Annotated in this window: 27 protein-coding genes; 13 read left to right on the top strand and 14 right to left on the bottom strand. The window is 70.1% G+C overall.

Features of this window, described 5'->3' with window-relative positions:
• The first annotated feature begins 42 nt into the window (after positions 1–42).
• From dnaJ to N177_RS06930, 6 genes are all read left to right on the top strand, one after another.
• Entirely contained in the window at positions 43–1,173 is a 1,131-nt protein-coding gene (gene dnaJ / locus N177_RS06905) for a molecular chaperone DnaJ (protein WP_023431561.1), read from the top strand.
• A 35-nt stretch (positions 1,174–1,208) separates the two neighbouring features.
• On the top strand, positions 1,209–1,808 hold the full coding sequence (locus N177_RS06910) for a class I SAM-dependent methyltransferase (RefSeq protein WP_023431562.1): 600 nt from the start codon (positions 1,209–1,211) through the stop codon (positions 1,806–1,808).
• A 75-nt stretch (positions 1,809–1,883) separates the two neighbouring features.
• Complete coding sequence (pyrF, locus tag N177_RS06915) at positions 1,884–2,582, top strand: orotidine-5'-phosphate decarboxylase (RefSeq protein ID WP_023431563.1); 699 nt, start codon at positions 1,884–1,886, stop codon at positions 2,580–2,582.
• Between the two features lie 29 nt (positions 2,583–2,611).
• Positions 2,612–2,911: a DUF1330 domain-containing protein gene (locus N177_RS06920; protein WP_023431564.1), complete on the top strand. Its 300-nt coding sequence runs from the start codon at positions 2,612–2,614 to the stop codon at positions 2,909–2,911.
• 25 nt (positions 2,912–2,936) lie between these two features.
• Positions 2,937–3,749 (top strand): 4-hydroxy-tetrahydrodipicolinate reductase, encoded by an 813-nt coding sequence (gene dapB / locus N177_RS06925; protein WP_023431565.1) that lies wholly within the window; start codon positions 2,937–2,939, stop codon positions 3,747–3,749.
• A 30-nt stretch (positions 3,750–3,779) separates the two neighbouring features.
• Positions 3,780–4,400 (top strand): 2,3-bisphosphoglycerate-dependent phosphoglycerate mutase, encoded by a 621-nt coding sequence (locus N177_RS06930; RefSeq protein ID WP_023431566.1) that lies wholly within the window; start codon positions 3,780–3,782, stop codon positions 4,398–4,400.
• A 54-nt stretch (positions 4,401–4,454) separates the two neighbouring features.
• On the opposite strand, the gene N177_RS21845 is transcribed toward N177_RS06930, so the two are convergent.
• From N177_RS21845 to N177_RS06940, 3 genes are all read right to left on the bottom strand, one after another.
• Positions 4,455–4,598, bottom strand: a complete 144-nt coding sequence (locus N177_RS21845) for an entericidin domain-containing protein (protein WP_023431567.1) — start codon at positions 4,596–4,598, stop codon at positions 4,455–4,457.
• A 99-nt stretch (positions 4,599–4,697) separates the two neighbouring features.
• Entirely contained in the window at positions 4,698–5,624 is a 927-nt protein-coding gene (locus tag N177_RS06935) for a methylated-DNA--[protein]-cysteine S-methyltransferase (RefSeq protein WP_023431568.1), read from the bottom strand.
• Positions 5,625–5,712: 88 nt separating this feature from the next.
• Entirely contained in the window at positions 5,713–6,219 is a 507-nt protein-coding gene (locus tag N177_RS06940; RefSeq protein WP_023431569.1) for a DUF2244 domain-containing protein, read from the bottom strand.
• Between the two features lie 22 nt (positions 6,220–6,241).
• Here N177_RS06940 and nth point away from each other — a divergent pair, with 22 nt between their 5' ends.
• The gene (gene nth / locus N177_RS06945; protein WP_023431570.1) at positions 6,242–6,952 is read left to right on the top strand and encodes an endonuclease III; all 711 of its coding nucleotides are present in this window, start codon (positions 6,242–6,244) and stop codon (positions 6,950–6,952) included.
• On the opposite strand, the gene N177_RS06950 is transcribed toward nth, so the two are convergent.
• Positions 6,931–7,629 (bottom strand): sulfate transporter family protein, encoded by a 699-nt coding sequence (locus N177_RS06950; protein WP_023431571.1) that lies wholly within the window; start codon positions 7,627–7,629, stop codon positions 6,931–6,933. The two genes, nth and N177_RS06950, sit on opposite strands and share 22 nt — an antisense overlap.
• A 135-nt stretch (positions 7,630–7,764) precedes the next feature.
• On the opposite strand from N177_RS06950, the gene N177_RS06955 reads away from it, so the two are divergent.
• Together N177_RS06955 and N177_RS06960 are read left to right on the top strand one after the other, a co-directional pair.
• Complete coding sequence (locus tag N177_RS06955) at positions 7,765–8,769, top strand: adenosine kinase (protein ID WP_023431572.1); 1,005 nt, start codon at positions 7,765–7,767, stop codon at positions 8,767–8,769.
• A gap of 53 nt (positions 8,770–8,822) precedes the next feature.
• The gene (locus tag N177_RS06960) at positions 8,823–9,275 is read left to right on the top strand and encodes a DUF3429 domain-containing protein (protein WP_280113379.1); all 453 of its coding nucleotides are present in this window, start codon (positions 8,823–8,825) and stop codon (positions 9,273–9,275) included.
• A gap of 13 nt (positions 9,276–9,288) precedes the next feature.
• Here N177_RS06960 and N177_RS06965 read toward each other — a convergent pair whose 3' ends face one another.
• From N177_RS06965 to N177_RS06995, 7 genes are all read right to left on the bottom strand, one after another.
• The gene (locus N177_RS06965) at positions 9,289–12,666 is read right to left on the bottom strand and encodes an error-prone DNA polymerase (protein ID WP_023431574.1); all 3,378 of its coding nucleotides are present in this window, start codon (positions 12,664–12,666) and stop codon (positions 9,289–9,291) included.
• A 27-nt stretch (positions 12,667–12,693) separates the two neighbouring features.
• On the bottom strand, positions 12,694–14,238 hold the full coding sequence (locus N177_RS06970) for a Y-family DNA polymerase (RefSeq protein ID WP_040485256.1): 1,545 nt from the start codon (positions 14,236–14,238) through the stop codon (positions 12,694–12,696).
• Positions 14,138–14,914, bottom strand: coding sequence for an ImuA family protein (locus N177_RS06975; RefSeq protein ID WP_023431576.1), 777 nt, complete (start codon positions 14,912–14,914; stop codon positions 14,138–14,140). Before N177_RS06975 ends, N177_RS06970 begins: the two co-directional genes overlap by 101 nt.
• Positions 14,915–15,007: 93 nt before the next feature.
• Complete coding sequence (locus tag N177_RS06980; protein WP_023431577.1) at positions 15,008–15,907, bottom strand: DMT family transporter; 900 nt, start codon at positions 15,905–15,907, stop codon at positions 15,008–15,010.
• Between the two features lie 143 nt (positions 15,908–16,050).
• A complete protein-coding gene (locus tag N177_RS06985; protein WP_023431578.1) occupies positions 16,051–17,265 on the bottom strand; it encodes a glycerophosphodiester phosphodiesterase family protein in 1,215 nt (404 codons plus the stop codon).
• A 129-nt stretch (positions 17,266–17,394) separates the two neighbouring features.
• On the bottom strand, positions 17,395–17,859 hold the full coding sequence (locus N177_RS06990; protein ID WP_023431579.1) for a Crp/Fnr family transcriptional regulator: 465 nt from the start codon (positions 17,857–17,859) through the stop codon (positions 17,395–17,397).
• Positions 17,856–18,551, bottom strand: coding sequence for a response regulator transcription factor (locus N177_RS06995; RefSeq protein WP_023431580.1), 696 nt, complete (start codon positions 18,549–18,551; stop codon positions 17,856–17,858). Before N177_RS06995 ends, N177_RS06990 begins: the two co-directional genes overlap by 4 nt.
• An 85-nt stretch (positions 18,552–18,636) precedes the next feature.
• On the opposite strand from N177_RS06995, the gene N177_RS07000 reads away from it, so the two are divergent.
• Both N177_RS07000 and N177_RS07005 read left to right on the top strand, forming a co-directional pair.
• Complete coding sequence (locus tag N177_RS07000) at positions 18,637–19,167, top strand: L,D-transpeptidase family protein (protein WP_023431581.1); 531 nt, start codon at positions 18,637–18,639, stop codon at positions 19,165–19,167.
• Positions 19,168–19,275: 108 nt separating this feature from the next.
• Positions 19,276–20,601 (top strand): dicarboxylate/amino acid:cation symporter, encoded by a 1,326-nt coding sequence (locus tag N177_RS07005; protein ID WP_160170916.1) that lies wholly within the window; start codon positions 19,276–19,278, stop codon positions 20,599–20,601.
• Between the two features lie 35 nt (positions 20,602–20,636).
• Here N177_RS07005 and N177_RS07010 read toward each other — a convergent pair whose 3' ends face one another.
• A complete protein-coding gene (locus N177_RS07010) occupies positions 20,637–21,128 on the bottom strand; it encodes an MOSC domain-containing protein (RefSeq protein ID WP_023431583.1) in 492 nt (163 codons plus the stop codon).
• Between the two features lie 136 nt (positions 21,129–21,264).
• On the opposite strand from N177_RS07010, the gene N177_RS07015 reads away from it, so the two are divergent.
• On the top strand, positions 21,265–22,461 hold the full coding sequence (locus tag N177_RS07015) for a pyridoxal-phosphate-dependent aminotransferase family protein (protein WP_023431584.1): 1,197 nt from the start codon (positions 21,265–21,267) through the stop codon (positions 22,459–22,461).
• Positions 22,462–22,564: 103 nt separating this feature from the next.
• Complete coding sequence (locus N177_RS07020) at positions 22,565–22,909, top strand: DMT family transporter (RefSeq protein WP_023431585.1); 345 nt, start codon at positions 22,565–22,567, stop codon at positions 22,907–22,909.
• 58 nt (positions 22,910–22,967) lie between these two features.
• Here the strand turns inward: N177_RS07020 and N177_RS07025 are convergent, their stop codons facing one another.
• Together N177_RS07025 and N177_RS07030 are read right to left on the bottom strand one after the other, a co-directional pair.
• The gene (locus N177_RS07025) at positions 22,968–23,999 is read right to left on the bottom strand and encodes a PdxA family dehydrogenase (RefSeq protein WP_040485332.1); all 1,032 of its coding nucleotides are present in this window, start codon (positions 23,997–23,999) and stop codon (positions 22,968–22,970) included.
• A 31-nt stretch (positions 24,000–24,030) separates the two neighbouring features.
• A complete protein-coding gene (locus N177_RS07030) occupies positions 24,031–25,104 on the bottom strand; it encodes a tartrate dehydrogenase (RefSeq protein ID WP_023431587.1) in 1,074 nt (357 codons plus the stop codon).
• Between the last annotated feature and the right edge of the window lie 9 nt (positions 25,105–25,113).

Here is a 25,113-nt window from a genome sequence, read left to right on the forward strand (position 1 = left end):
AACCCGCTTCGTGCCCACCGCACGTGAGGTCCCCGACGCACCATGGCAAAGCGCGACTATTACGAGACACTGGGTATCGAACGCGGTGCCGGCGACGCGGATGTGAAGCGGGCCTTCCGCAAGCTCGCGATGCAGTGTCATCCCGACAAGAACCCGGGTGACGCGGAGGCCGAGCACCGCTTCAAGGAGATCAACGAGGCCTACGAGGCCCTGAAGGATCCCCAGAAGCGCGCGGCCTACGACCGCTTCGGGCACGCCGCCTTCGAGAATGGCGGAGCCGGCCCGCATGGCTTCGGCAACGACTTCGCCTCCTCCATGTCTGACATATTCGACGATCTGTTCGGCGACATGATGGGCCGCCGCGGCGGAGCCCGCAACGCGCGCCAGCGCGGCGCCGACCTGCGCTACGACATGGAGATCACGCTCGAGGAGGCCTTTGCCGGCAAGGCCGCGGAGATCCGCGTCCCCTCCAGCGTCACATGCGACATCTGCACCGGATCGGGCGCCAAGCCCGGCACGAGCCCGAAGACGTGCCCGACCTGCGGCGGCGCGGGACGGATCCGGGCGCAGCAGGGCTTCTTCGCCATCGAACGCGCCTGCATCAGCTGCCAGGGCCGCGGCGAGGTGATCGAGGATCCCTGCACCGGCTGCGGCGGCACGGGCCGGCAGACGAAGGAGCGCACGCTCTCGATCAACATCCCGAAGGGGGTCGAGGACGGGACACGGATCCGCCTTGCCGAGGAAGGCGAGGCGGGCCTGCGGGGCGGGCCCTCGGGAGACCTCTACATCTTCCTGTCCATCAAGCCGCACGAGATCTTCCAGCGCGACGGCGCCGACCTGTTCTGCCGTGTGCCGATCTCGATCACGACGGCCGCGCTCGGCGGGCAGTTCGAGGTGCCGACCCTCGACGGCGGGCGCTCCCGGGTGAAGATTCCGGCGGGCACCCAGAGCGGCAAGCAGTTCCGGCTCGCCGGAAAGGGGATGCCGGTCCTCCGGTCGTCACATTCCGGGGATCTTTACGTGCAGACTCTCGTTGAAACTCCCGTCAACCTCAGTCGGCGGCAGAGAGAGCTCCTGGAAGAATTCGAGCAGGCATCGTCCGACACGAACAACCCGGAATCGAACGGCTTCTTCGCGAAGATGCGCGAGTTCTGGGACGGTCTCGGCACCTAAAAGCCCGCATCAACGACCTATTCGGGAAACACCGTATGTCCTTGCAGACCGAGCGCACGCCGAAAGAGCTGATCCAGGACGAGCTCGTGTTCTTCCGCGAATGGATCGGAAACCCGCTGAGGACCGGGGCGTTGAGCCCCAGCAGCCGCAAGCTCGCCCGTGCGATGGCGGCGGAGATCGACCCCGACACCAGCGGGGCGGTGCTCGAGCTCGGCCCCGGGACCGGCGTGTTCACCAAGGCCCTCCTCGACCACGGCATCGCCGAGGAACGGCTGGTGCTGGTGGAGGCGAACCGCGACTTCGCACGCATGCTCGGGCGCCGCTTCCCGAAGGCGCGCATCGTGTGCGGCGACGCCTACGCGATCGACCGCCACCTCGACGAGCTCGGCGAGCGCTCGCTGTCCGGCATCATCACCGGCCTGCCGCTCCTGACGAAGCCCGTGGGGCAGCGGGTGAGCCTCGTCGAAGCCTGCCTCGACCACGCCGTACCGGGCGCGCCGCTCGTCCAGTTCACCTATGCGCTGCAGCCGCCGGTGCCGGCCTCCCTCGGCTCCTACGACGTCCGGCGCGCCAGCCGCGTGCTCCTGAACTTCCCGCCCGCGACCGTCTGGGTCTACAGCCGGGCGACATCCTGATTCGGGCGGGCTTGGCAGCCCGATTCGCAGCCGCTATTGCTGCCCGCGAGGCAACCGACCGGGAGTGACGGCAGCATGGCGATCAAGGGCCAGGATCGTCTCATCGTGGCACTCGACGTGCCGAGGGTCGATCAGGCGCGGGATCTCGTCGCCCGGCTCGGCGGCGCGGTGCGCTGGTACAAGATCGGCATGGAGCTCGTGTTCTCCGGGGAAGGCCTGCCGCTCGCGCGCGAGCTGACGCGGGAGGGCAAGCACGTCTTCCTCGACATGAAGCTGCTCGACATCCCGAACACGGTCGCCGCCGCGGTCGCGAACATCGCGCGGCTCGGCGTGGCGATGACGACGCTGCACGCCTACCCCCAGACGATGCGGGCCGCCGCCGAGGCCGCCGCCGGAACGGAGCTGAAGCTCCTCGGCGTCTCCGTGCTGACGAGCTTCGACCAGGACGACCTCGCGCAGACGGGCTACGCCCTTCCGCTCGGCGACCTCGTGGAGCGGCGGGCGCGGCAGGCGCGCGAGGCGGGCGTGCACGGGATCGTGTGCTCACCCGCCGAGGTGGCCCAGGTGCGCCGTCTCGTGGGCCCCGAGTTCCGCATCGTCGTGCCGGGCATCCGGCCGCAGGGGGCGGTGGCGGGCGACCAGAAGCGGGTCGCTTCGCCCAGGCAGGCGATCCGGGAGGGGGCGAGCCACGTCGTGGTGGGACGGCCGATCACCCAGGCGGAGAACCCGCTGGCGGCCGCGAAGGCGATCATCCAGGAAATCGAATCGGCCTGAGGCCGGCAGCACTTACGGAGGAGGCGAGCATGGCCAAGGGATACTGGATCGTTCACGTCCGGGTGGACGACGCGGAAGGCTACAAGCGCTACGTCGAGGCGAACGCCGCGGCCTTCGCGAAGTACGAGGGCCGGTTCCTCGTGCGCGGCGGGCGCTTCGAGATGATGGCGGGCGAGATCGCGGGCGACCGGCACGTCGTGATCGAGTTCAAGGATTTCGACACGGCGGTGGCCTGCTACCGCTCGCCGGAATACCAGCACGCCCTTCAGGTCCGGGGCGACGCGGCGAAGGCGAACGTGATGGTCGTCGAAGGCTACGAGCCGGCGTGACGGCGGGACCGACGGGAGCGGGGCGATGACGGACATGCGGCTGATCGTGGTGGGGGCCGGCGGGCGGATGGGCCGGTCGCTGATCGGCGCGGTGGCCGAGGCCGACGGCGCAATCCTCGTCGGCGCGATCGAGCGCGAGGGATCGGAGCATCTGGGGAAGGATGCCGGCGAGCTCGCGGGCGTCGGCCATCTCGGCGTCGAGATCGTCGACGACCCGCTGCCCGTCTTCGCCCGTGCCGACGGCGTCCTCGACTTCACCTCGCCGGCGGCGACGCTCGCCTATAGCGAGCTCGCCGCGCAGGCCCGCATCGTGCACGTGATCGGCACGACGGGCCTTTCCGACGAGGAGATCGCGCGCCTCGAGCCCGCGGCGCGCCATGCGGTGCTCGTCCGCTCCGGCAATATGAGCCTCGGCGTCAACCTGCTGGCGGCGCTGACGAAGAAGGTCGCGGCCGCGCTCGACCTCGCCTTCGACATCGAGATCCTCGAGATGCACCACCGCAACAAGGTCGACGCGCCCTCGGGAACCGCGCTCCTCTTCGGCGAGGCGGCGGCGGAGGGGCGCGGCGTGAAGCTCTCCGACCATGCGGTGCGCTCTCGCGACGGCCACACCGGCGCACGGCGCGCCGGCGACATCGGCTTCGCCAGCTTGCGCGGCGGATCGGTCGTCGGCGAGCACAGCGTGATCTTCGCGGGTTCCTCGGAGCGCATCGTCCTGTCGCACGCCGCCGAGGATCGCGGCATCTTCGCCCGCGGCGCGGTGAAGGCCGCGCTGTGGGGCAGGGGGCGCAAGCCCGGGCATTATTCCATGGCCGACGTGCTCGGCCTTTCCGACTGACATCGTCGACCGCCACGGAGCCAATCAAGCATGGACCGCCTCCTCGTCCTCGTTCGCCACGGCCAGAGCGAGTGGAACCTGAAGAACCTCTTCACCGGCTGGAAGGACCCGGGCCTGACGGAGAAGGGCATCGAGGAGGCGCGCCTCGCGGGCCGGCGCCTGAAGGAGCACGGCCTCGGCTTCGACATGGCCTATACGAGCGTGCTCGTGCGGGCGCAGCACACGCTCGACCTCATGCTCGAGGAGATGGGCATCTCCGACCTGCCGATCACCCGGGACCAGGCGTTGAACGAGCGCGACTACGGCGACCTGTCGGGGCTCAACAAGGACGACGCGCGGGCCGAGTGGGGCGAGGAACAGGTCCATATCTGGCGCCGCTCCTACGACGTGCCCCCGCCGGGCGGCGAAAGCCTGAAGGACACCCTGGCACGCACCCTGCCCTACTATGTCACCGACATCCTGCCGCAGGTCATGCGCGGCAAGCGCGTGCTCGTCGCCGCGCACGGCAACTCGCTGCGCTCGATCGTGAAGGTGCTCGAGAACCTCTCGGACGAGGAGATCGTCGGGCGGGAGATCCCCACGGGCATCCCGATCGTCTATCGGCTGGCCGCCGACACGACCGTCGCGGAGAAGACCGACTACGCCGACTGAGGCGGGCGGAACGGGCGGGCGCCCGCGGCGCCCGGCCCGGCCGGGATCACGGCTTCATTGCGCGATGTCGCGCGCCGCGGCGCCGGTGGCGTCGGCGGTGTTGCTGATGTCGCGGCCGGCGCCGCGGATCGTGTTCTCGCATGCGGCGAGGAACACCGTACTCGTGAGGAGGGCGGCAATGACAAGGCTGCGGCGCATCGTTCTCGTCCTCTGCTGAATCGGAAACCTGCCGGGTTTTCGACAAGAAGAACGTCGCCGCTTCTCCGCCAGTTCCGCCAAGGGAGGTCGCCGGCCCGCTCACGAGGCGAGATCGCTGCCCTCGCAGATCGCGCGTTCCCAGCCGAGCATCGCCCGCTTGCGGGTCAGGCCCCAGTGATATCCCGTCAGCCGGCCGGTGCCCGCGACGACCCGGTGACACGGCACGACGAATGAGATCGGGTTCCGCCCGATCGCCGCGCCGACGGCCCGCGCGGCCGTCGGCCTGCCGATGCGGCTGGCGACATCGCCATAGGTCGTGGCGCGGCCGAACGGGATGCCGAGCAGCGTCTCCCAGACCCGCACCTCGAAGTCGGATCCGATGAGCACGACGCGCAGCGGCGTGTCGGGAGACCAGGCACCGGTGTCGAAGATGCGCCTCGCCGTCGCTTCGGTCGCCGCCTCGTCGCGCACGTACTCGGCGGCCGGCCAGCGGCGCGTCATGTCCTCGAGCATCGCCGCGCGGCCGTCGGCGCCGTCGGCGAAGGCGAGGCCGGCGAGCCCGCGCGGCGTGGTCATGACCAGCGCCTCGCCGAAGAGCGACTCGTGGAAACCATAGGTGATGGTGAGACCGCCGCCGCGCGCGCGGTACTCGCCGGGCGTCATCGCCTCGTGCACGACGAACAGGTCGTGGAGCCGGCCCGGCCCGGAAAGCCCTGCTTCGTAGGCGGTCTCGAGCACCGTCGCCTGCTGGTCGAGGAGGCGCTTGGCATTGTCGAGCGTGATCGCCTGCAGGAAGCATTTCGGCGTGAGGCCGCACCAGCGCGCGAAGAGGCGCTGCAGCCGCACCGGATCCATGCCGAGATGGCCCGCGATCTCGGGCATCTGGGGCTGGTCCCGCCAGTTCTCGAGGATGAACTCGATCGTGCGCCTGACGACCTCGTAATCCGAGGCGGATCGTGGGGATGTTTCCCGTGAAACAAGCGCTTCCGTCACTGCCGTCTCGACCCGTGCCGATTCGTCCAGCATGGAGTCCTCCCGGTCATGCATTCTTCAGATGCCGTCGAGATTAGCCCCCTCACCCCGGGCCCGCGACCCGATTCCGGACGGGCGCCGTTCAGGGCGTCGCGCCGGATCGGGCTTCGGAAAGCGCGGCCTGAAGCGCCCGCGCGAAGCTGTCGCGCTCCTTCGGCGACAGCCACTCCGCCACCCGGACCGAACGGCCCCGTGAGACGAACGCCACCGCCTCGACCTCGCCCTCCGCGTCCCGCCGGATGTCGAGCTTCGTCCAGTAGGGGTTGAAGGTCCATTCGGCCCGCGCGCCGCTGTGCGAGGCGCGGCGGACGATGATCTGCCTGCCCGTGAGAATGACGGTCTCGCGGGCTCGGGCGGCGCGGTAGTTCGCCCGGAACGCCCAGTAGACGAGGGCGATGTCGAGCCCCATGAAGCCCATGACCGGCCACGCGCCCATCGCGAAGAAGACGAGCCCCGTGCCGAAGCCCGCGAGGCCGATCGTGCCCATCAGGAGCAGGAAGCCTCGAGGCGACAGCGACCGGTGCGGGGTGATCACCGCGTTGAAGATCAGCTGGTCCGGCGGAGCCGGATCGTCATTGTCAGACGCCATGAGGGGCGAATATAGAGCACGGATGAAAGCTCCACACCCCTCTCCCGGCGCAGGGAAGAAGAAGCCTGCGAAGAAGGCCCGGGCCAAGCCGAAGAGCCTTCTCTCGGCCGACGAGGTCGAGCGCCTTTTCGAGGCCCTGAAGGAGCGAGACCCGGAGCCCGAGAGCGAGCTTCAGTACCGCAACCCGTTCACGCTTCTGGTCGCCGTCGTCCTATCGGCCCAGGCGACGGATGCCGGCGTCAACAAGGCGACGGCAAGGCTCTTCGACATCGCTGACAGCCCGGAGAAGATGCTCTCGCTCGGCGAGGACGCGGTGCGCGACCACATCAAGACGATCGGCCTCTTCCGCAACAAGGCGAAGAACACGATCGCCCTCAGCCAGGCGCTGATCGAGCGCCATGGCGGCGAGGTGCCGCGCGACCGCGAGGCGCTCGAGGCGCTGCCGGGGGTCGGCCGCAAGACCGCGAACGTCGTGCTGAACGTCGCCTTCGGCGAGAAGACGATGGCTGTCGACACCCACATCTTCCGCGTGTCGAACCGCACGGGGCTGGCACCCGGCAAGGATCCGCTCGAGGTCGAGAAAGGGCTCCTGGCAGTGGTGCCGGATGCCTACATGCTCCACGCCCACCACTGGCTGATCCTGCACGGGCGCTACGTCTGCAAGGCCCGGCGTCCGGACTGCCCGGTCTGCCCGATCCGCGACATCTGCCGCTATCCCGACAAGACCGGCTGAGCGGACGGCAGCGCTTCCCTCTCGCCGGCGAGGCGCCGGTGGTAGCGGACGAGGAACGAGGTCGCGAAGAGCGGCGTCGTCAGGTTGAGGAGCGGGATCGACACGTAGCCGGCGACGAGAAGCCCCGCCGCGAAGACCCGGCCTCCGTTCACCCTCCTGACCGATCTCGCCTCCTCGGGCGGGCGATAGCGCATCGCCGCGAGCTCGAAATACTCCCGTCCCAGGAGGTAGGCGTTGACGAGGAGGAAGATCACGAGGTTGACCCCCGGCACCAGGAGCAGGACGAGCGCCGCCAGGTTCGCCGCGAGCGTGACCGCGAAGAACCGCAGGGACAGGACGACGGAGCGCACGAAAGGCACGCCCGTGCCTTCGCCGATCGCCGGGAAGGCCTGGCGCTCGACGCGCGCGGCGATGTCGTCGAGGAACAGGCCCGCCACCACCGTGCTCGCCGGCGCCACGAGGAACGCGAGAGCGATCAGCAGCCCCAGAGCGGCGACGATGTCGAGGCTCCATTCGGCCCAGCCCCACGGCAGGGCAACGAAATGGGCGAAGAGGAGGTAGAGCCCGACCCCCAGCCCCGCGAGGACGGCGACCGTGAGGCCGAGCGTCTTCAGGAGCGTCGCCCGGAAGGGCCGTGAGAAGACGTCCCGGAAGGCGTCGAGCGCGTCCTTGAGCATGTCGGCTGTTCTCCCATCCGGCGAAGTCTCACCGGCCGAAGACATAGGCGCTCGGAGCGGCGCGCCCAAGGGCCGGTTGCCCCGAGAGCCTGCCTCACTATAGTGCGCCCCCGAACCAAGAAGGAAAAGGAAGCCATGGCAGATCCCCGCTACGACGTCCTCGGAATCGGCAACGCGATCGTCGACGTGATCGCCCGCAGCGAAGACGACTTCCTGGTGTCGGAGAAGCTCGCCAAGGGCACGATGCACCTGATCGACCAGGCTCAGGCCGAAGCGCTCTATGGGAAGATGGGGCCCGGTATCGAGGCCTCGGGAGGCTCGGCGGCGAACACGATCGCCGGTCTCGCCTCGTTCGGCGCGAAGACCGCGTTCATCGGCAAGGTCGCGGAGGACGAGCTCGGCAAGACCTTCACCCACGATTTGCGGGCGCTCGGCACCGCCTACGACACGAAGCCCTCGAACGATGGCACGGCCACCGCCCGCTGCCTCGTGCTCGTGACGCCCGACGGCGAGCGGACCATGTCGACCTTCCTCGGCGCGAGCCAGGGCCTGTCGCCCGACGACGTCGACCCGGCGCTCGTCGAGGCCTCGGCCATCACCTATCTCGAGGGCTATCTGTGGGATCCGCCCGGCGCCAAGGAGGCCTTCGTGAAGGCGGCCGACATCGCGCATGGCGCGGGGCGGCAGGTCGCGCTCTCGCTGTCCGACCAGTTCTGCGTCGACCGCTTCCGGGCCGAGTTCCTGCAGCTCCTGAAGGACGGCAAGGTCGACCTCGTCTTCGCCAACGAGGGCGAGCTGCACTCGCTCTACGAGACGGCCGACACGGACACCGCGCTCGACGCGCTCGAGCGGGACGCGAGGAGCGCCGTCGTCACGCGCAGCGAGAAGGGCGCGGTGGTCCTGCGCGACGGGCAGCGCATCTCGGTGCCGGCGAAGCCGATCGACCGGATCGCCGACCTGACGGGTGCGGGCGACCTCTTCGCGGCGGGCTTCCTCTACGGGCTCTCGCGCGGGATGGCCCCGGACACCTGCGCCCGCCTCGGCGCGATGGCGGCGGCCGAGGTCATCTCCCATGTCGGCGCGCGGCCGGAGGTGAGGCTGAAGGATCTCGCTGCGGCCGAAGGGCTCGTGAAGCACTGAGGCAGAAGGCCGCTCGGGGAGCGAGCGCGGCGGGCGACACGATCCCGCTCTCTCTGGACGAGCCGCGGCGAACCCCGCGTCTCGGCCTCGCGCTCGCCCATCTCGCCATGGTGCCCTTCGTCGCCGGCGCGGCGGCCGCGTGGTGGCTCGCAGGCACCGAGGCGTGGTTCGCCGCGCGGCTGACGATCATATGGGGCGGGGCCCTCCTCATCTTCTTCTCCGGCGTGCGGCGCGGCCTGTCCTTCCGCACGCCCGGCGGGCCGCGCCCGGCCCAGATCGTCATGTTCGCCTGGCTCTTCTGTCTCGGCCTCGCCGTCCTCCTGATCCCGAGCGAGGCGACGGCGCTGTCGCTCCTTCTCGCGGGCTTCGTCTCGCTGTGGGTGCTCGACCCCCGGGCGGCGGCGCGGCGCGAGGTGCCGCCGTATTTCGCGCGGCTCCGCCGGGTTCAGATGCTGATCCCGATCGCCTGCCTCGCGATGCTTCTGCTGCGTGCAGGCAGCCTCTGACGGCCACGCGCCGTCAGTGGAAGTTGCGGCCCTTCGGCATCGCGGTCGCCACCTCGCGCAGCTCGGCGTTCGCGTTCGCCGCGGGGGGCTGCGGGGGCAGGCCCAGCATCTTCTGGCGCTTGTCGGTGCGGCTCACCTTGTCGCGCATGTCGATGCCGGGGTTCTTCACCGCGTCGGCGCGCGACAGCGTCTCGACCTCGCCCCCCTCGTCGCACAGCGTCGTCAGCATGTGCGAGAGGTCCTCGATCTTCCGCGCCACGACGTGGATGACCTCGCCCTCCTTCTGCAATTGCCCCGTCACCGAGACGAAGCGGCCGCCCAGCACCTCCGGCCGGAAGCGCTCGAACGCCTTCGGCCAGACGATGACGTTCGCGATGCCCGTCTCGTCCTCGAGCGTCATGAAGATCACCCCCTTGGCGCTGCCCGGCCGCTGGCGCACGAGGACGAGCCCGGCGACCGTGACGGTGCGGCCGGTAGGTGTCGTGCGCAGGACCTCGTGGCGGAGCGTGCGGCGCTGGTTTAGCGCCTCGCGCAGGAAGGAGACGGGGTGGGCTTTGAGCGACAGGCGGAGGAAGCGGTAGTCGTGCACCACCTCCTCGCCGGGCGGCATGGGCGGCAGGTTCACGTCCGGCTCCTTCTGCAGCGTTCCGAGGCCCGCCATCTCGAAGAGCGGCATGCGCTCGGCCGCGCCGCCGGGATCGAGCCCGCGAGCCGCCCACATCGCGGTGCGCCGGTCGAGGCCGAGCGAGGCGAAGGCGTCGGCATCGGCGAGCCGGGCGATGGCCGAGGCGGTCAGGCCGCTCCGGAGCCAGAGGTCGCGCACGGAATCGTAGCCCCGGCCCCGCCGCTCCACGAGGAGCCGCATATCCGCCTCGGACAGGCCCTTCACCTGCCTGAGACCGAGCCGGATCGCGTGGGTCGACAGGATGTCGCCCGCCTGGTCGGCGTGCATGGGGTGGATGGGCGGTCTTTCAGGTGAGGCGTCCGTATCGTCCTGCTCGAGCGTGCAGTCCCAGTCGGAGAGATTGACGTCGACGGGGCGGATCCCGACGCCGTGCTCTGCCGCGTCGCGGACGATCTGGGCGGGGGCGTAGAAGCCCATCGGCTGGCTGTTCAGGAGGGCTGCAGCGAAGGCGTCGGGGTAGCGGCACTTGAGCCAGGACGAGGCGTAGACGAGGAGGGCGAAGCTCGCCGCGTGGCTTTCGGGGAAGCCGTACTCGCCGAAGCCCTCGATCTGGGAGAAGCAGCGCTCGGCGAACTCGCGCCTGTAGCCGCGCTTGACCATGCCCTCGACCATCTTCTTCTCGAAGGTGCCGATCGTGCCCACCTTCCGGAACGTCGCCATGGCGCGGCGCAGCTGGTCGGCCTCGCTCGGCGTGAAGCCCGCCGCGACGATGGCGATGCGCATCGCCTGCTCCTGGAAGAGCGGCACGCCGAGCGTCTTGCCGAGCACGGATTTCAGCTCGTCGCGCGGCCCGTGGGCCGGCGCGGGGGAGGGATAGGAGACGCGCTCCTTGCCCTCGCGGCGGCGGAGATAGGGGTGGACCATGTCACCCTGGATCGGGCCCGGCCGGACGATCGCGACCTCGATGACGAGGTCGTAGAATTCCTTGGGCTTGAGGCGCGGCAGCATCGACATCTGCGCGCGGCTCTCGACCTGGAAGACGCCGAGGGAATCGGCGCGGCTCAGCATCCGGTATACGGCGTTCTCCTCGGGGGGAATAGTCGCCAATGTCAGTTCGCGCCCGTAACGGTCGCGCACGAAGTCGAAGGCCTTGCGGATGCAGGTCAGCATGCCGAGGGCGAGGACGTCGATCTTCAGGATGCCGAGCTCGTCGAGGTCGTCCTTGTCCCATTCGACGAAGGTGCGGTCCGCCATCGCCGCGTTGCCGACAGGGATCGTCTCGTCGAGCCGGTCGCGCGTGATGACGAAGCCGCCGACATGCTGCGAGAGGTGGCGGGGAAAGCCGATGATCTCGCGGGCGAGGCGGATCATGCGCTTCAGGCCGGGGTCGTGCGGATCGAGGCCGCGGCGCTTCAGGTCGGTCTGCCCGATATCCTCGCGCGAGATGCCCCAGACCTGGCCGGCAAGCCCGCCGGCCACGTCCTCCGACAGGCCGAAGACCTTGCCGACCTCGCGCAGGGCCGAGCGGGCGCGGTAGGTGATGACGGTCGCGGCGATGCCGGCGCGCTCGCGGCCGTAGCGCTGATAGATGTACTGGATCACCTCCTCGCGCCGCTCGTGCTCGAAATCGACGTCGATGTCCGGCGGCTCGCGGCGCTCCGCCGAGACGAAGCGCTCGAAGAGCACGTCCATGCGCTCGGGGTCGACCTCGGTGACGCCGAGGCAGAAGCAGACGGCGGAGTTCGCCGCCGAGCCGCGCCCCTGGCAGAGGATGCCGCGCGAGCGGGCGAAGCGCACGATGTCGTGCACGGTGAGGAAGTAGGGCTCGTATTGAAGCTCTCCGATCAGCTTCAGCTCGTGGGCGACGAGGCCCTTCACCTTCTCCGGCACACCGTGCGGATAGCGCTTTGCAGCGCCCTCCCAGGCGAGGCGGGCGAGCTCCTCGGCCGGGGTCGCGCTCTCGCCCGTCGGCTCGTCCGGGTACTGGTACTTGAGCTCGTCGAGCGAGAAGACGAGCCGCTGCATCAGCGCGACCGTCTCGGCGACGGCCTCCGGCAGGTCGCGGAAGAGACGCGCCATCTCCCGGGGGCTCTTCAGGTGGCGCTCGGCATTGACCTCGAGCCGGCGGCCGGCCGCGGCGAGCGTCGTGCCCTCGCGGATGCAGGTGACGACGTCCTGCAACTCGCGCCGGGCGGCGACGTGATAGATCGGGTCGTTCGTCGCGAGGAGCTTCACCCCCGCTTCCTGGCCGAGCGCGACGAGGCCGCCGAGATGGCGCCGGTCGGCGCCGCCATAGCCCATGCTGGCGGCGAGGCGCACATGGTCGGGGAAGGCTTCCGCGAGGATCTTCAGCGGCTCGACGAGCGGCGAGACGCGGCCCGAGCGCAGCGGCGCGAAGGCGAGCTCCACCCCCTCGCCGTGGGCGAGAAGGTCCTGAAGGGTCAGCTCGCAGTCTCCCTTCTTCGCGCGGCGGTTGCCGAGCGTGAGGAGGCGGCAGAGCCGTCCGTAGGCCGCCCGGTCGCGCGGCCAGGCGAAGATGTTGGGGGTGCCGTCGGCGAAGACGAGCCGCGTGCCGACCCGGAAGGGCAGGCCGATCTCCTTCGCCGCCGAATGAGCCCGGACGATGCCCGACAGCGTGTTGCGGTCGACGACACCGAGGCCCCGGAGCTTCAGGAGCGCGGCCTGCCGCACCAGCTCCTCGGCATGCGAGGCGCCGCGCAGGAAGGAGAAGTTCGTCGTCGTGCATAGCTCGGCGAAGGGCAGCATGATCGTTACGGATACGGTCCTATAAATTCATCCGAACAGGCCGTGCACGTACCAGCGCGGCCGGTCCGTCTCGCTGCCGTAGAGGCCGGCGCGATAGAGCCAGTAGCGCCGACCCGCGCGGTCCTCGACGCGGAAATAGTCGCGCGTCAGCGCCTCCTCGTGGCCGCGCCACCACTCCGGCGCGATGCGCTCCGGCCCCTCGCAGCGCACGACCTCGCGGAAGGCCCGCCGCCAGCGGAAGCGCATGGGCGGCCCGTCCGGCACCTCGGCCACGGCCTCGACCGGCTCGGGCCGGTCGAAGAGGCGCAGCGGCCTTTCCGGTGCGGCCTCCCCTGCCCGGACCGGTTCCGGCCAGGCGACGGCGCGGGACGGCGCGCCGCGGGCGGCGGCATGTTCGGGGAGATGACTGTCGCCCGGCACGAGACGATGCAGCGTCTCGGCGCCGAGCCGCGCGCCGAGCCGGTCGGCCAGCCGGTCGACTTCGCCCTTCAGCGCGAGGCGGCCGTCGAGGTCGACCTGCTCGTGCTCGAGCCCGTCCGTCTCCTCGACGGAGAGCCGCACGAGGTCGAGCCCCTCCCCGGTGTCGAGGCCCTGATGGAAGGCTTCGATGCGGCTCGAGAAGAGCCGTCCGATCGCTTCCGCGTCGCGGCTCGGACGGGCGAGGCCGAGATCGACGGCGAAGAAGGCGCCGTCGCTGCGGTAGAGCGAGAGCCGGAGGCGTCGCGCGCCCTGCCCGTGGCGGGCCAGCGGCTCGGCGAGACGGAAGGCGAGGCCGGTGACGACCTGGTCGAGCGCGTCGAGGTCGCGCAAAGGCTCGGCGAAGAGGCGCTCGGCCGAGAAGACCGGGGCGGGCCGCAAGGGCCTGATCGATTCCTCCCGCCGGCCGAGCGCCATGTCGAGAAGACCGAGGAGCTCGCGGCCGAAGCGGGCGGCGAGCGGCGCGCGCGCCATCTCCGCGAGCTGCCCGATGCGCTTGAGGCCGAGACGCTTCAGCGCGGCCGCCGTCTCCTCGTCGAGGCCGAGCGCGGCGACGGGCAGGGGCGCCAGCGTCTCCTCCGTCGCCCCGGCGGGCACGATCCGGCGCAGGCCGCAGCGGGCGAGCGCCCGCGCCGCGCCCGGCGTCGCCGCGACGGCGATGTCGGCGGTGAGGCCGCGCCGGGCGAGGCGCGCCTCGAGGTCGCCGAGGAGCGCTTCCTCGCCGCCGAAGAGATGGGCGCAGCCGGTGATGTCGAGCATCAGCCCCGGCCCGTCGCGGCCGACGAGGGGCGTGTAGCGCGTCGCCCAGCCGGCGAGCCTCGTCCACGCCTCCTCGTCCCGCTCGGGCTCCGGGTCGAGCATTTCGAGCTCCGGCCGCCTCGCGCGCGCATCGGCGAGGGTGAGGCCGGGATGAAGGCCCAGCGAGGCGGCCACGCGGTCGACGACCGTCAGCCGCATGGCGTTCCTCACCATGTCGGCGACGACGACGGGCCGCTCAGACGGCGCGCCGGCGCGGGCCGGCCGCCGCCGCTCGATCGGCAGACGTGGCAGACGAAGCGACAGATAGCGTCGCGTGAGGTGCGAAGGAGAGGACATCGGGCCTCCAGCTCAGGGACCAGGAGCCGCCCCGGCCGCCGCGGTTGCGCTCGAGGCGCGCGCGCCAGGCGGGGGGCGGCAGGACGAAGGAGGGATCGGCGGGGCCGGCCAGCGGCGCGACCTGCCAGCGCGTGGTGGCGGCGGTCGCCTCGCCGCCACCGCCCGGCCGCACGAGGAGCGCCGAGACGCCGTGACGGGCGGCGCGCAGGGAGAGCCGCCTGGTGGCCGTCAGGTCGACCGCGGCGGGCTCGCCCGGGATCTCGAGCACGACGGCGCCGAGGGCCGCGCAGAAGAGCCCCTCCTCGGCGGCCCACAGCGCGTCCGACGGCCGCTTCGCCTCAACGAAGAGGATGCGGCCGGGATCGAGCCCGAAGGCCGAAAGACCGGGACCGTAGGGCCTGCCCCACTCGCCCCCGACATGGGGCAGCGTGACGTGGAGGAGGGGAAGCGGCGGCGGGCAGAGCCTGATGGCGAGCGCCAGCGCGAAGCCGAAGGAGGAAGGCGCGTCGGCGCCCTCAGCCCGCACCTCGTGCAGCGCCCCCGCCTGCAGGCCGCCGCCGAGCACGCGGTCGAGCGGCTCCACCCCGAGCGGCCGCGGCGGCCGCGCCTCGGCCGCCGCCGGGGCCTCGAGATGGGCTATCGTCTCGCGAAGATTCTCGATTCGCACGGCAGGCACGAAAAACTCCTCGGAGCCGCCCGGAGAAACCTTCGGGAGTGCTCTCATGTTCCTGTTTTGTTCTTATAGGGATTCCACTGCCCGCGAAGGGAGTCAATCGGATGTGTGTCGCGGGTTGGGGATTGGCCGGGGAGCTGCCGGCGTGCGGGAGAGGATGGCGAGGCCGACGCCGCCGAGAATGAGGGCGCCTCCGACCAGAATACGCAGCGTCAGCACCTCCGACAGGAAAAGCACCGCGCCGAAGGCGGCGATGACGGGCACGGTCAGCTGAACGATGCCGGCCTGTGCGGGGCTGAGCCCGGGAAGCGTCCGGTACCAGACGGCGTAGCCGAGCCCCGACGTCACCGCTCCGGAGACGACGGCGAGGATGCACCCGGCGAGGCTCAGAGCCCCTGCATCGCCGAGGAAGACGAGGAACAGCGGCGGGCAGAGCATCGCCGCACGCAGGAAATTCCCGGCCGTTTCGTCCAGGGGATTCCGCGCCGAGCGGCCGCGCAGCGAGTAGACCCCCCATGCCGCGCCCGAGGAGACCATGAGCAGGCTGCCGACGAGGTCGGGCGTCTGAAGCCCCGGCATGAGGAGGTAGACGAGGCCCCCGAGCGCCAGAACGAGGCCCGCGAACTCGAGCGGCGTCGGCCGGTGGCCGCGCGCGATGCCCCAGCCGATCATCGTCGCCTGGACGGAGGCGAAGAGGATCAGCGTGCCGATGGCCGCGCCGAGCCGGAGATAGGCGAGGGAGAAGGCGAGGGCGTAGGCGAAGAGAGCCGCCGCCGAGGCCCAGCTGCCGGGGAGCGCAGCGAGCCCCCGCGGACGTTGCCGGGGCAGGAGGAGAAGCCCGAGCACGATGGCGCCGGCGACGAGGCGGACGAGCGTGTAGCTCGCAGGGTCCATCGCACCGTCGGACAGGGCGGCGCGGGCGAGCAGCGAGTTGCCCGCGAAGGCCGCCATCGCGACGGCGGTCAGAAGCAGCGTCGTCGACCCAGGCTTGCCCATGCGCCTCGTCTCCACCGTCAAGAGAGAGTGCGCATTGAAGGCAGAGCGGTGGGAGGGCGGCAAGCCTTGTTCTTCAGGTGCAGGCCGGGATGAGCCGGCGGCGCAGGCGCATCGCGCCGCCGGCTCGTTTCGTAGACGTTACTTTATTCGAGACCCATGCAGCTCGCGTAGTAGCTGACGGTCGCCGGCCAGTCGGAGAAGATGCCGACGACGCCCACGTCCTGCGCCAGCGCGTCGACGACCTCGTACATCATGCCGTCGGAGTCGATCACGTCGCTCATCGATTGGTAGTACCAGCCTCCGCCCGTGGCGAGGGGCCCCGAGCGCTCGAGCGACCAGGTGATGATCCGGAGGCCCGCCTCCTTCGCCGCATTGGCGTAGGGCGACGGCACGATCTCGCCGTTCTCGACCGTCAGCAGCATCCAGATCGGCGGCGCGACGTAGGTGACGCCCATGTCCTTCAGCTCCTGCATCGAGGGCCTGAAGGTCTCCGGGTCCATCGGGTCGAGGCCCTCGGTGTCGTTGCGCTCGTCGAGGAACACCGCCTGACGGCCGAACTCCGGCTCGTTCTCGATCCAGTAGAGCACGTCGTCGAGGACGAAGGACTGCGGCCACACGTCCTCCGGCGGAACGCCCGCCTCCTTGTACTCGTCGATCATCTTCTGGGCGTAGTCGGCCTGCGTGAAGCCGTCGAAGGGCATCTCGACGGAGGGCGCCTTCAGCTCGGGCGTGAACTTCGCGCCGAGCGACTTGAAGAGCTCGATCGACTCCTTGTGGCTCAGGAGCCTGCCGCCCTCACCCGCGTAGGACTGCGTGCGCCAGGCGGGGTTGCCGTCCATGTAGGCCTCGACGGAGGTCGCGCCCTTGTCGGCGCCGTCCATCTTGCCCTGAAGCTCCCTGAACTCGGCGAGCGTCAGCTCGCTCGTGCGGCACTCGGCCTTCGCGTCCTGGCCGTCCGCGGCCGGCTCGAAGCTCTGCACGCAGGTCTCGGCCAGCGGCGTCGCCAGGATGTTCGTCGAGGTGTGCAGGTCGTTCTGCGCGTGGCGGCAGACGAGCTCCTTGTCCTTCGTGAAGGTCACGTCGCACTCGACGATGCCCGCGCCCATGCGGAAGCCCGCGCGATAGCTCTCCTCCGTGTGCTCCGGGAACATCAGCGGCGCGCCGCGATGGGCGATCGAGAACAGCGTGCGCTTCACCGGCTCGTTCGCGCAGGCCTGGAGCTTCTCCTTCAGCTCGCCGTCCTGCATGCGGTCGATCAGGTAGTAGGGGCGCGGGCCCACCTCGATCTCGGCGGCGAGAGCGGGGCCGGCGACGGAAACGAGCGCGATCAGCGACACGAGGGTGCCCTTGGCGCACATGATGCCTCTCCTGTTTTTGAGCGGAGTGAGACGAACGGGCATGCGAGCCCGCATGCCGGCGCCCCTATAGGCGCGGCACATTGCCGTGCGATGACGGTGGAGCGGCCGAGGAGGACAGGCGCCCCGGGCCTACCGGTCGTCCCCGATCGACAATAGCGCATGGCGCGCGCGGGCGAGGTCGGCCGACATCTCGGTCAGCCGCTCGGCCATCGTCCGGCGCATCCCGGCGGCCATCTCGGGGTACTCCATCAGCACGCGGCGGAAGAGCCGGCGCGAGATCACCATGAACCGGCTGTCGCCGACCGTCACAGCCGTCACGCCGCGGCTCGTCTGGCAGAGGAGCGCCATCTCGCCGATCATCCCGCCGGGGCCGACGTCGTCGTGGCCCGCCTCCTCGCCGTTCTTCAGGAAGTGGACCGCGCCGGACACGACGATATAGGCCGTCTCCGCCGGCGCGCCCTCGCGGAAGAGCGTCGTGCCGCCCGGCAGGCTCAGCGCCTCCGCCGAGAAGGCGATGAGGCGCAGCTGCTCGTCGTTGAAGCCCGCGAAGAGCGGCAGCGCGCGCAGGAGGGAGACGTCGTCCTGAAGCGTCAAGACGCTGCTCGCGGCGAGAGCTTGTATCCGCCGCCCTCCGTGATCAGGAGCTCGGCCTGCGAGGGATCGCGCTCGATCTTCTGGCGCAGGCGGTAGATGTGGGTCTCGAGCGTGTGGGTCGTCACGCCGGCATTGTAGCCCCACACCTCGTGCAGGAGCACGTCGCGGGTCACCACCTTCTCGCCGGCGCGGTAGAGGAACTTCAGGATCGAGGTCTCCTTCTCCGTCAGCCGGATCTTCGAGCCGGTGGGCGCGAGGAGGAGCTTCTGCGCGGGTTTGAAGGTGTAGCTGCCGATCGTGAAGACGGCGTCCTCGCTCTGCTCGTGCTGCCTGAGCTGAGCGCGGATGCGGGCGAGCAGCACCGCGAAGCGGAAGGGCTTCGCCACGTAGTCGTTCGCGCCCGCCTCGAGACCGAGCACCGTGTCGGATTCCGAGTCCTGCGCCGTCAGCATGACGATCGGTGCCCGGAAGCCGTGCTTGCGCAGGATCTTGCAGGCCTCGCGCCCGTCCATGTCGGGCAGGCCGACGTCGAGGATCATGAGGTCGACATGGTCGTCCTTCACGGCGGCGATCGCGGCCTGCGCGGTCGCGACCGTCTTCACGTCGAACTCCTCGTGGAGGTCGAGCTGCTCGGCCAGCGATTCGCGCAGGTCCTCGTCGTCGTCGACGATCAGTATGGTCTTCGTGCTCATGGCCGAGGCCGTCCCCGTTTCCCTAGCGTTCCGCCCGATGTAGAGCATGGCCTCAAGGCCAGGCAAGCAAGGTGGTGTTCACAGAATGGCGACATTCCTGCCCTCGATCCACGTCCACGCCCTGCCGGGCGACCGCCGGAACGGCATCCTGCAGGCGGGCGGCCTCGCCCTGCCCTGCCGCCTCGGCCGGTCCGGCCCTGTCGCCCGCAAGCGCGAGGGAGACGGCGGAACACCGATCGGCGACTGGCGCCTGAGGCGTGTCTTCTACCGCCCGGACCGGATGGCGCGTCCCGTCTCCGGCCTGCCCGTCAGCCCGATCGCGCCCGACCAGGGCTGGAGCGAGAACCCGGACGATCCCGCCTATAACCGCCTCGTCACCCTGCCGCACCGCTTCTCCCACGAGTACATGTGGAGGGACGACCACCTCTACGATATCGTCGTCGTCGTGGGGCACAACGACGATCCGGTGCTGAAAGGCGCGGGAAGCGCGATCTTCATGCACCTGTTGCGTCCCGAAGGCACCCCGACCGCCGGCTGCGTCGGGCTGAGACCGCAGGACCTGCGGCGCCTCCTGCCGCGGCTCGGGCCGGACACGCGCCTCGTGGTGCAGGGGTGAGGCCGGCGGCGGCTTGAGAAAGATCATAGCGCGGCCTCTCGTCGAACGGCAGAGGGGCGGTCGTCCGAGCCACGCGGGACCAGAGGACGTTCTTCCGACATGCCGCCGATGCCTGCCCCAGAGACTGCGACGATCCATATCGTCGACCAGCGCTTCAAGCTTCGCCTGTGGATCCGGACGAGGCTGTGGGCGCAGGTTCTCGTCGCCATGGCGCTCGGATTCGCGCTCGGCATCCCGCTGGGGCCGGACGTCGGTTGGGTCGAGCCCCGCACGGCCGAGCTCATCGGCGCCTGGCTCGCGCTGCCGGGGCAGATCTTCCTGGGCCTCATCGCGATGGTGCTCGTGCCGCTCATCTTCGCCTCGATCGTCGGCGGCCTCACCGGCGCATCCTCCGGCGGCGAACTGAAGGTGATCGGCGGCCGTCTCGCGGCCTTCATCGTGACGACGACCTTCGCGGCCGCCTGGATCGGCGTCCTCCTCGCGCGCTGGCTGAAGCCCGGCGACAGCATGATGCTCCCGGCGCCCCGGGCCTCCTCGGCGCCACCGGCCGACACGCCGTTCGACCTGGCGCAGGCCCCGGACATCATCGCCGGCATCCTGCCGACCAACCCGACGGCCTCGATCGTGCAGGGCGACACGCTGGCGGTCGTCGTCCTGGCCCTGCTCGTCGGGCTCGCCGCCACCCAGGCGAGGAGCGAGAAGGTCGCGCCGTTCCTCGCTCTGCTCGACGCGCTGCTCTCGATCGCGATGACCATCGTGAAGTGGGCGATGCTGCTCGCGCCGCTGGCGGTGTTCGGATTGATGGCGCAGCTCGTCATGCGGGTCGGGCTCGAGACGGTCGCCGGCATGTCGAGCTACATGGGGACCGTCCTTCTGGGGCTCGCGCTCCTCCTGGGGCTCTACCTCGTGGTGGTCGCGCTCGTCGGGCGGCTCGATCCCTGGGGCTTCCTCTCGACGGCGAGTGGAACGCTCCTCCTCGCCTTCTCGACGTCGAGCTCCTCCGCCATCATGCCGATGACCATCCAGACCGCGCACCGGCTCGGCGTGCCGGACCAGGTGGCGCGGCTCGTCGTGCCGCTGGGGGCCACGATGAACATGGCCGGCACCGCGCTCTACCAGACGGTTGCCATGCTGTTCCTCGCGCAGATGGCCGGAATCGAGCTCGACCTCGGGCAGATCATCGTCATCACCACGACGCTCGTCGCCTCCTCGATCGGCGCGCCCGGAACGCCCGGCGTCAGCATCGCCATCCTCCTGAGCGTCGCCGCCGCCTTTGGCATCCCCACCGAGGGCATGGTGATCATCCTCGGTGTCGACCGCCTGCTCGACATGAGCCGGACCGTGGTCAACGTGACCGGCGACCTCGTCGCCGCCGTCATCCTGCGCAACAGCGGCGACGCCGGGGCCGTCGCGCCCGCACCGGCGGCCCTATAGCGACGGCGGAGCTGACCGGGGCCCTTGCGCCACGATCAGCCGCCGCCGGACCCCGTGTCCGCGACCGGCACCACCTCGTCGCCGACCCTGATCCGGCCCGGACGGATCACGCTCGCGCACCAGCCCCCGTGGCCGCGCATGGCGTTGTAGCCGCCGGGGCCGAGGGCGGCCTCCATCTGCGAGCAGGGTGCGCAAGGTGTGGTGATCTCGATCAGCGCCTCGCCGATCGCGAGGCGTCCGTTGCGGAAGGCCGTCAGGTTGAGACCGGAGACGACGATGTTCCGCCGCAGGGTCTCCGGCGCCACCGCCTCGAGCCCGGCGAGCGAGGCGATGGCGGGGAGGTGCTCCCCCTGGATCAGCGTCACCGCGCGCTTTCCGGCCCGCCCCCGGTCCCCCTCGAGACCCGCCTGCGTCACGCCCGCCTGTTCGACCACGACCACGGGGGCGTGGCGCTGCGGCCGCAAGCCGATCCACGCGACCCGGCCCGGGCGGGCGTAGCGCGACATGAGATCCTTCAGCGTCGACATCGTCTTCCTCCGTGCCCCAGTCGCGGGACAGCGAGAAGCCTGTTTCCGCCGTCACGGCGCATCGGATAAGAAGGTCCCTTCCGCGCGAGATTCCGCTCGCGACCCGGCCCAACCCCGCGAAGCCACGAGTTCCGACATGACGCTCGCCACAGGCAGCCAGTTCCTCGCCATTCCAGGCCCCACCCCCGTGCCGGAGGAAGTGCTGCGGGCGATGCACCGACCGGTGATCGAAATCTACGGGGGAGAGATCGTCGAGACCACCGAAAGCTGCCTGCGGGACCTGAAGAAGGTGTTCCGCACCGAGGGCGAGACCTTCATCTATGCGGCGAACGGCCACGGCGCCTGGGAGGCCGCGCTAACGAACACGCTCTCGCGCGGCGACAAGGTGCTCGTCTGCGAATCCGGCCGCTTCGCCCACAACTGGGGCGTGATGGCCGAATCGATGGGGATCGCGGTCGAGACGCTGCCGGGGAGCTGGACGGCAGCGGTCGACGCGGAGGCGATCCGCCGTCGCCTGGAGGCCGACACGGGCCACGAGATCAAGGCGATCCTGGTCGTGCAGATCGACACCGCCTCGGGCGTCCAGAACGATGTTCTGGCGATGCGCCGGGCGATCGATGCCGCGGGACACCCCGCGCTGTTCATGGTCGACCTCATCGCATCGCTCGGCGCGGTGCCCTTCGAGATGGACGCGTGGGGCGTCGACGTCGCCGTCTCGGCCGCGCAGAAGGGGCTGATGATGTCGCCCGGCCTGTCCTTCAACGCGGCGGGTCCCAAGGCCATGGAGGCCCATCGGAGCGCGAACATGCGCACCCGCTACTGGGACTGGACGGAGCGCCTGGGCGAGATCCCCTACCAGAAGCACTGCGGCACGGCGCCCGTGCACCTGATCCTCGGCCTCAGGCAGGCGCTCGACATGCTTCTCGCGGAGGGGCTCGAGGCGGTCTGGCGCCGCCACCGGATGCTCGCCCGCGCAACGCGCGCCGCGGTGGCCGAGTGGGCGAAGGGCGGTGCGGTCGCGTTCAGCATCACCAAGGAGGAGGAGCGCTCCGACTCCGTGACGACGATCCTGACCGGCGAGGGCCAGGATCCCGCGGACCTTCTCCGGTGGCTGACGGCGAACACGAACGTGACGCTCGGCATCGGCATCGGCGACCTGAAGGGACGCGCGATCCGCATCGCGCATATGGGCTACTGCAACGCGCCGATGCTGCTCGGCACGCTGTCCTCCGTCGAGCTCGCCTTCAAGGCGCTCGGCATTCCCCATGGCTCGGGCGGAATACAGGCTGCGCTCGAGAGCCTGGCCCACGATCTCGGCGATATGCGCGGTTGACCATCCAAGCCGGGGCAGCGCCTCGAAATTTTGGGCATGGCAGGGATCCGTCATCCCCACCGGCGCGCTCATTCCCTGTTCGAACGACGAAGGAACCTTCAAGATGCACCCGGCCCTGGTGACCTACGGATCGCTCGGCCTCGCGATCACGCTCGAAGTGGTCGGCACGACCTTCCTGCAGCGCTCCGAGCAGTTCACGAAGCCGGTGCCGACCTTGATCATGGGCCTCTGCTATGCCGGCGCGTTCTACTTCCTGTCGCTGACGCTGAAGACCATTCCGGTCGGGCTGGCCTACGCGATCTGGAGCGGCCTCGGCATCGTCCTGATCTCGGCGATCGGCTTCTTCGTCTTTCGCCAGACCCTCGACCTGCCCGCCATGATCGGCCTCGCCTTCATCATCACGGGGGTCGTGATCGTGAACGTGTTCTCGCAGTCGGTCGCCCACTGAAGCGGCCGGGCTGCCGGGGCAGGCGGCAACGCCGACCCGGTAGCGCGGGGATGGACGCTCAGGCCGCGTCCGCGGCGGCCCGTCGCTTCCGGCTCGCAAGCTTCGCGGCGAGCGTGATGGCGCTCTCGTAGGCGCCGGGGTCGGCCACGCCCTTGCCGACGATGTCGTAGGCCGTGCCGTGCGCCGGGGTGGTGAAGACGGTGTCTAGGCCCGCCGTCACGGTGACGCCCTTGTTGAATCCCTTGAGCTTCGTCGCGATCTGGCCCTGGTCGTGATACATCGCCGTCACCCCGTCATACTGACCGGCGAAGGCCTTGAGGTAGACCGTGTCGGACGGGAAGGGGCCCTCGCAGGCGATGCCTTCGGCCGCCATCGCCTCGACCGCGGGTCGGATGATGTCGATCTCCTCGCGGCCGAAGAGCCCGCCCTCGCCGTTGTGCGGATTGAGCGCGGCGACGGCGATGCGCGGCCGCTCGATGCCGGCCTTGCGCATCGTGTCGTCGGCGAGACGCAGCGCGCGGCAGATCGAGTCGAACGTGACGAGATCGATCGCCTCGCGCAGCGAGACATGCGAGGTGACGCGCGTCATCCACTGGCCGTCGAGCACGTTCATCTCCGAGAACGGCCCCTCGTGCTTCAGGAGATGGGCGAACATCTTGTGCTCGTCGGGGAAGCGCCAGCCGCCCTTGAAGAGGGCCTGCTTGTTGAGCGGCGCGAAGCTGATCGCCTCAACCATCCCTTGCCCGGAGAAGCCGATGGCGGCGGCCAGCGTGTCGCCGGTCAGGCGGCCCGAGTCGGGGCTCGCCTCTCCGAGAGGCAGCGCGTCGGGGTCGATGTTGCCGAGATCGACCATCGGCACGGCCGGCGACGACCAGTCGGCATCGGCGGGCGATGCGACAATGTCGACGTCGAACGAGACGCCGGCCTCCCGCATCCCGCGCTCGAGCACCCGCCGGTCGCCGACCACGACGAGCCGTGCCCGGTCCGCCATGCGGCCGCCGGCGAGCACCTTCGCCGTCAGTTCCGGACCGATGCCGGTGCAGTCGCCCGGCACGAGGGCGACGATGGGGCGGCTGTCGTGATCGGTCATCTCGGAACGCTCCATGAGGGCTCGCGGCTTCTCAGGCGAGGGCGTCGGCCACCGCCTTGCCGCAGGTGACGGTGTCGGCGCTGCCGCCGAGGTCTCCGGTCCGGAGCTTCGGCTCGGCGAGCACGGCCTCGCAGGCCTTCACGACCGCCTCGCTCGCTTGCGTGTGGCCGAGATGGTCGAGCATCAGGGCGGCGGTCCAGATCTGGCCGATCGGGTTCGCCATCCCCTTTCCGGCGATGTCCGGCGCCGAGCCGTGCACGGGCTCGAACAGCGAGGGGAAGCGGCCTTCCGGGTTGATGCTCGCCGACGGCGCGATGCCGATCGTGCCGGTGCAGGCGGGACCGAGATCCGACAGGATGTCGCCGAAGAGGTTCGAGGCGACGACGACGTCGAAGCGGTCGGGGTGGAGGACGAAGAGCGCCGTCAGGATGTCGACGTGGTACTTGTCGCACAGGACGTCGGGATAGGCCTTCGCCATCTCCGCCACCCGCTCGTCCCAGTAGGGCATCGTGATCTGGATGCCGTTCGACTTCGTGCAGGACGTCAGGTGCTTCTTGCCGCGCTTCTGCGCGAGGTCGAAGGCGAAGCGCAGGATGCGATCGACGCCGAACCGCGTCATCACCGTCTCCTGCACGACGAACTCGCGGTCGGTGTCGGGGAACATGCGCCCGCCGATCGAGGAGTACTCGCCCTCCGTGTTCTCGCGCACCACCATGAAGTCGATGTCGCCCGGCTTCCGGTTCGCCAGCGGGCAGGGCACGCCCGGCATCAGCCGCACGGGGCGCAGGTTCACGTACTGGTCGAACTCGCGGCGGAACTTGATGAGCGAGCCCCAGAGCGAGACGTGGTCTGGCACGGTGGCGGGCCAGCCGACGGCGCCGAAGAAGATCGCGTCGTGGCCGCCGACCTGCTCCTTCCAGTCGTCGGGCATCATCTGGCCGTGCTTCGCGTAGTGGTCGCAGTTGGCGAAGTCGAACTCGTCGAGCCTGATGTCGAGGCCGAACTTCTTCGACGCCGCCTCGATGACGCGCACGCCCTCCGGCACCACTTCCTTGCCAATTCCATCGCCGGCAATGACGGCAACCCGCTGGGCATTCTGCGACATGTCTCGACC

This window comes from Lutibaculum baratangense AMV1 (genome assembly GCF_000496075.1).
Taxonomy (GTDB): Bacteria; Pseudomonadota; Alphaproteobacteria; order Rhizobiales; family Tepidamorphaceae; genus Lutibaculum; species Lutibaculum baratangense.

Coding starts and splice junctions, on each gene's coding strand:
- N177_RS06930 (WP_023431566.1), top strand. CDS start 3,780: ATGGACCGCCTCCTCGTCCTCGTTCGCCACGGCCAGAGCGAGTGGAAC.
- dnaJ (WP_023431561.1), top strand. CDS start 43: ATGGCAAAGCGCGACTATTACGAGACACTGGGTATCGAACGCGGTGCC.
- dapB (WP_023431565.1), top strand. CDS start 2,937: ATGACGGACATGCGGCTGATCGTGGTGGGGGCCGGCGGGCGGATGGGC.
- N177_RS07025 (WP_040485332.1), bottom strand. CDS start 23,999: ATGACCGATCACGACAGCCGCCCCATCGTCGCCCTCGTGCCGGGCGAC.
- N177_RS06950 (WP_023431571.1), bottom strand. CDS start 7,629: ATGCTCAAGGACGCGCTCGACGCCTTCCGGGACGTCTTCTCACGGCCC.
- N177_RS06935 (WP_023431568.1), bottom strand. CDS start 5,624: ATGCTGGACGAATCGGCACGGGTCGAGACGGCAGTGACGGAAGCGCTT.
- N177_RS06910 (WP_023431562.1), top strand. CDS start 1,209: ATGTCCTTGCAGACCGAGCGCACGCCGAAAGAGCTGATCCAGGACGAG.
- nth (WP_023431570.1), top strand. CDS start 6,242: ATGAAAGCTCCACACCCCTCTCCCGGCGCAGGGAAGAAGAAGCCTGCG.
- N177_RS06955 (WP_023431572.1), top strand. CDS start 7,765: ATGGCAGATCCCCGCTACGACGTCCTCGGAATCGGCAACGCGATCGTC.
- N177_RS06970 (WP_040485256.1), bottom strand. CDS start 14,238: ATGTCCTCTCCTTCGCACCTCACGCGACGCTATCTGTCGCTTCGTCTG.
- N177_RS07000 (WP_023431581.1), top strand. CDS start 18,637: ATGGCGACATTCCTGCCCTCGATCCACGTCCACGCCCTGCCGGGCGAC.
- pyrF (WP_023431563.1), top strand. CDS start 1,884: ATGGCGATCAAGGGCCAGGATCGTCTCATCGTGGCACTCGACGTGCCG.
- N177_RS07030 (WP_023431587.1), bottom strand. CDS start 25,104: ATGTCGCAGAATGCCCAGCGGGTTGCCGTCATTGCCGGCGATGGAATT.
- N177_RS06920 (WP_023431564.1), top strand. CDS start 2,612: ATGGCCAAGGGATACTGGATCGTTCACGTCCGGGTGGACGACGCGGAA.
- N177_RS07005 (WP_160170916.1), top strand. CDS start 19,276: ATGCCTGCCCCAGAGACTGCGACGATCCATATCGTCGACCAGCGCTTC.
- N177_RS06980 (WP_023431577.1), bottom strand. CDS start 15,907: ATGGGCAAGCCTGGGTCGACGACGCTGCTTCTGACCGCCGTCGCGATG.
- N177_RS06940 (WP_023431569.1), bottom strand. CDS start 6,219: ATGGCGTCTGACAATGACGATCCGGCTCCGCCGGACCAGCTGATCTTC.
- N177_RS06985 (WP_023431578.1), bottom strand. CDS start 17,265: ATGTGCGCCAAGGGCACCCTCGTGTCGCTGATCGCGCTCGTTTCCGTC.
- N177_RS06965 (WP_023431574.1), bottom strand. CDS start 12,666: ATGCTGCCCTTCGCCGAGCTATGCACGACGACGAACTTCTCCTTCCTG.
- N177_RS21845 (WP_023431567.1), bottom strand. CDS start 4,598: ATGCGCCGCAGCCTTGTCATTGCCGCCCTCCTCACGAGTACGGTGTTC.
- N177_RS07020 (WP_023431585.1), top strand. CDS start 22,565: ATGCACCCGGCCCTGGTGACCTACGGATCGCTCGGCCTCGCGATCACG.
- N177_RS07015 (WP_023431584.1), top strand. CDS start 21,265: ATGACGCTCGCCACAGGCAGCCAGTTCCTCGCCATTCCAGGCCCCACC.
- N177_RS07010 (WP_023431583.1), bottom strand. CDS start 21,128: ATGTCGACGCTGAAGGATCTCATGTCGCGCTACGCCCGCCCGGGCCGG.
- N177_RS06995 (WP_023431580.1), bottom strand. CDS start 18,551: ATGAGCACGAAGACCATACTGATCGTCGACGACGACGAGGACCTGCGC.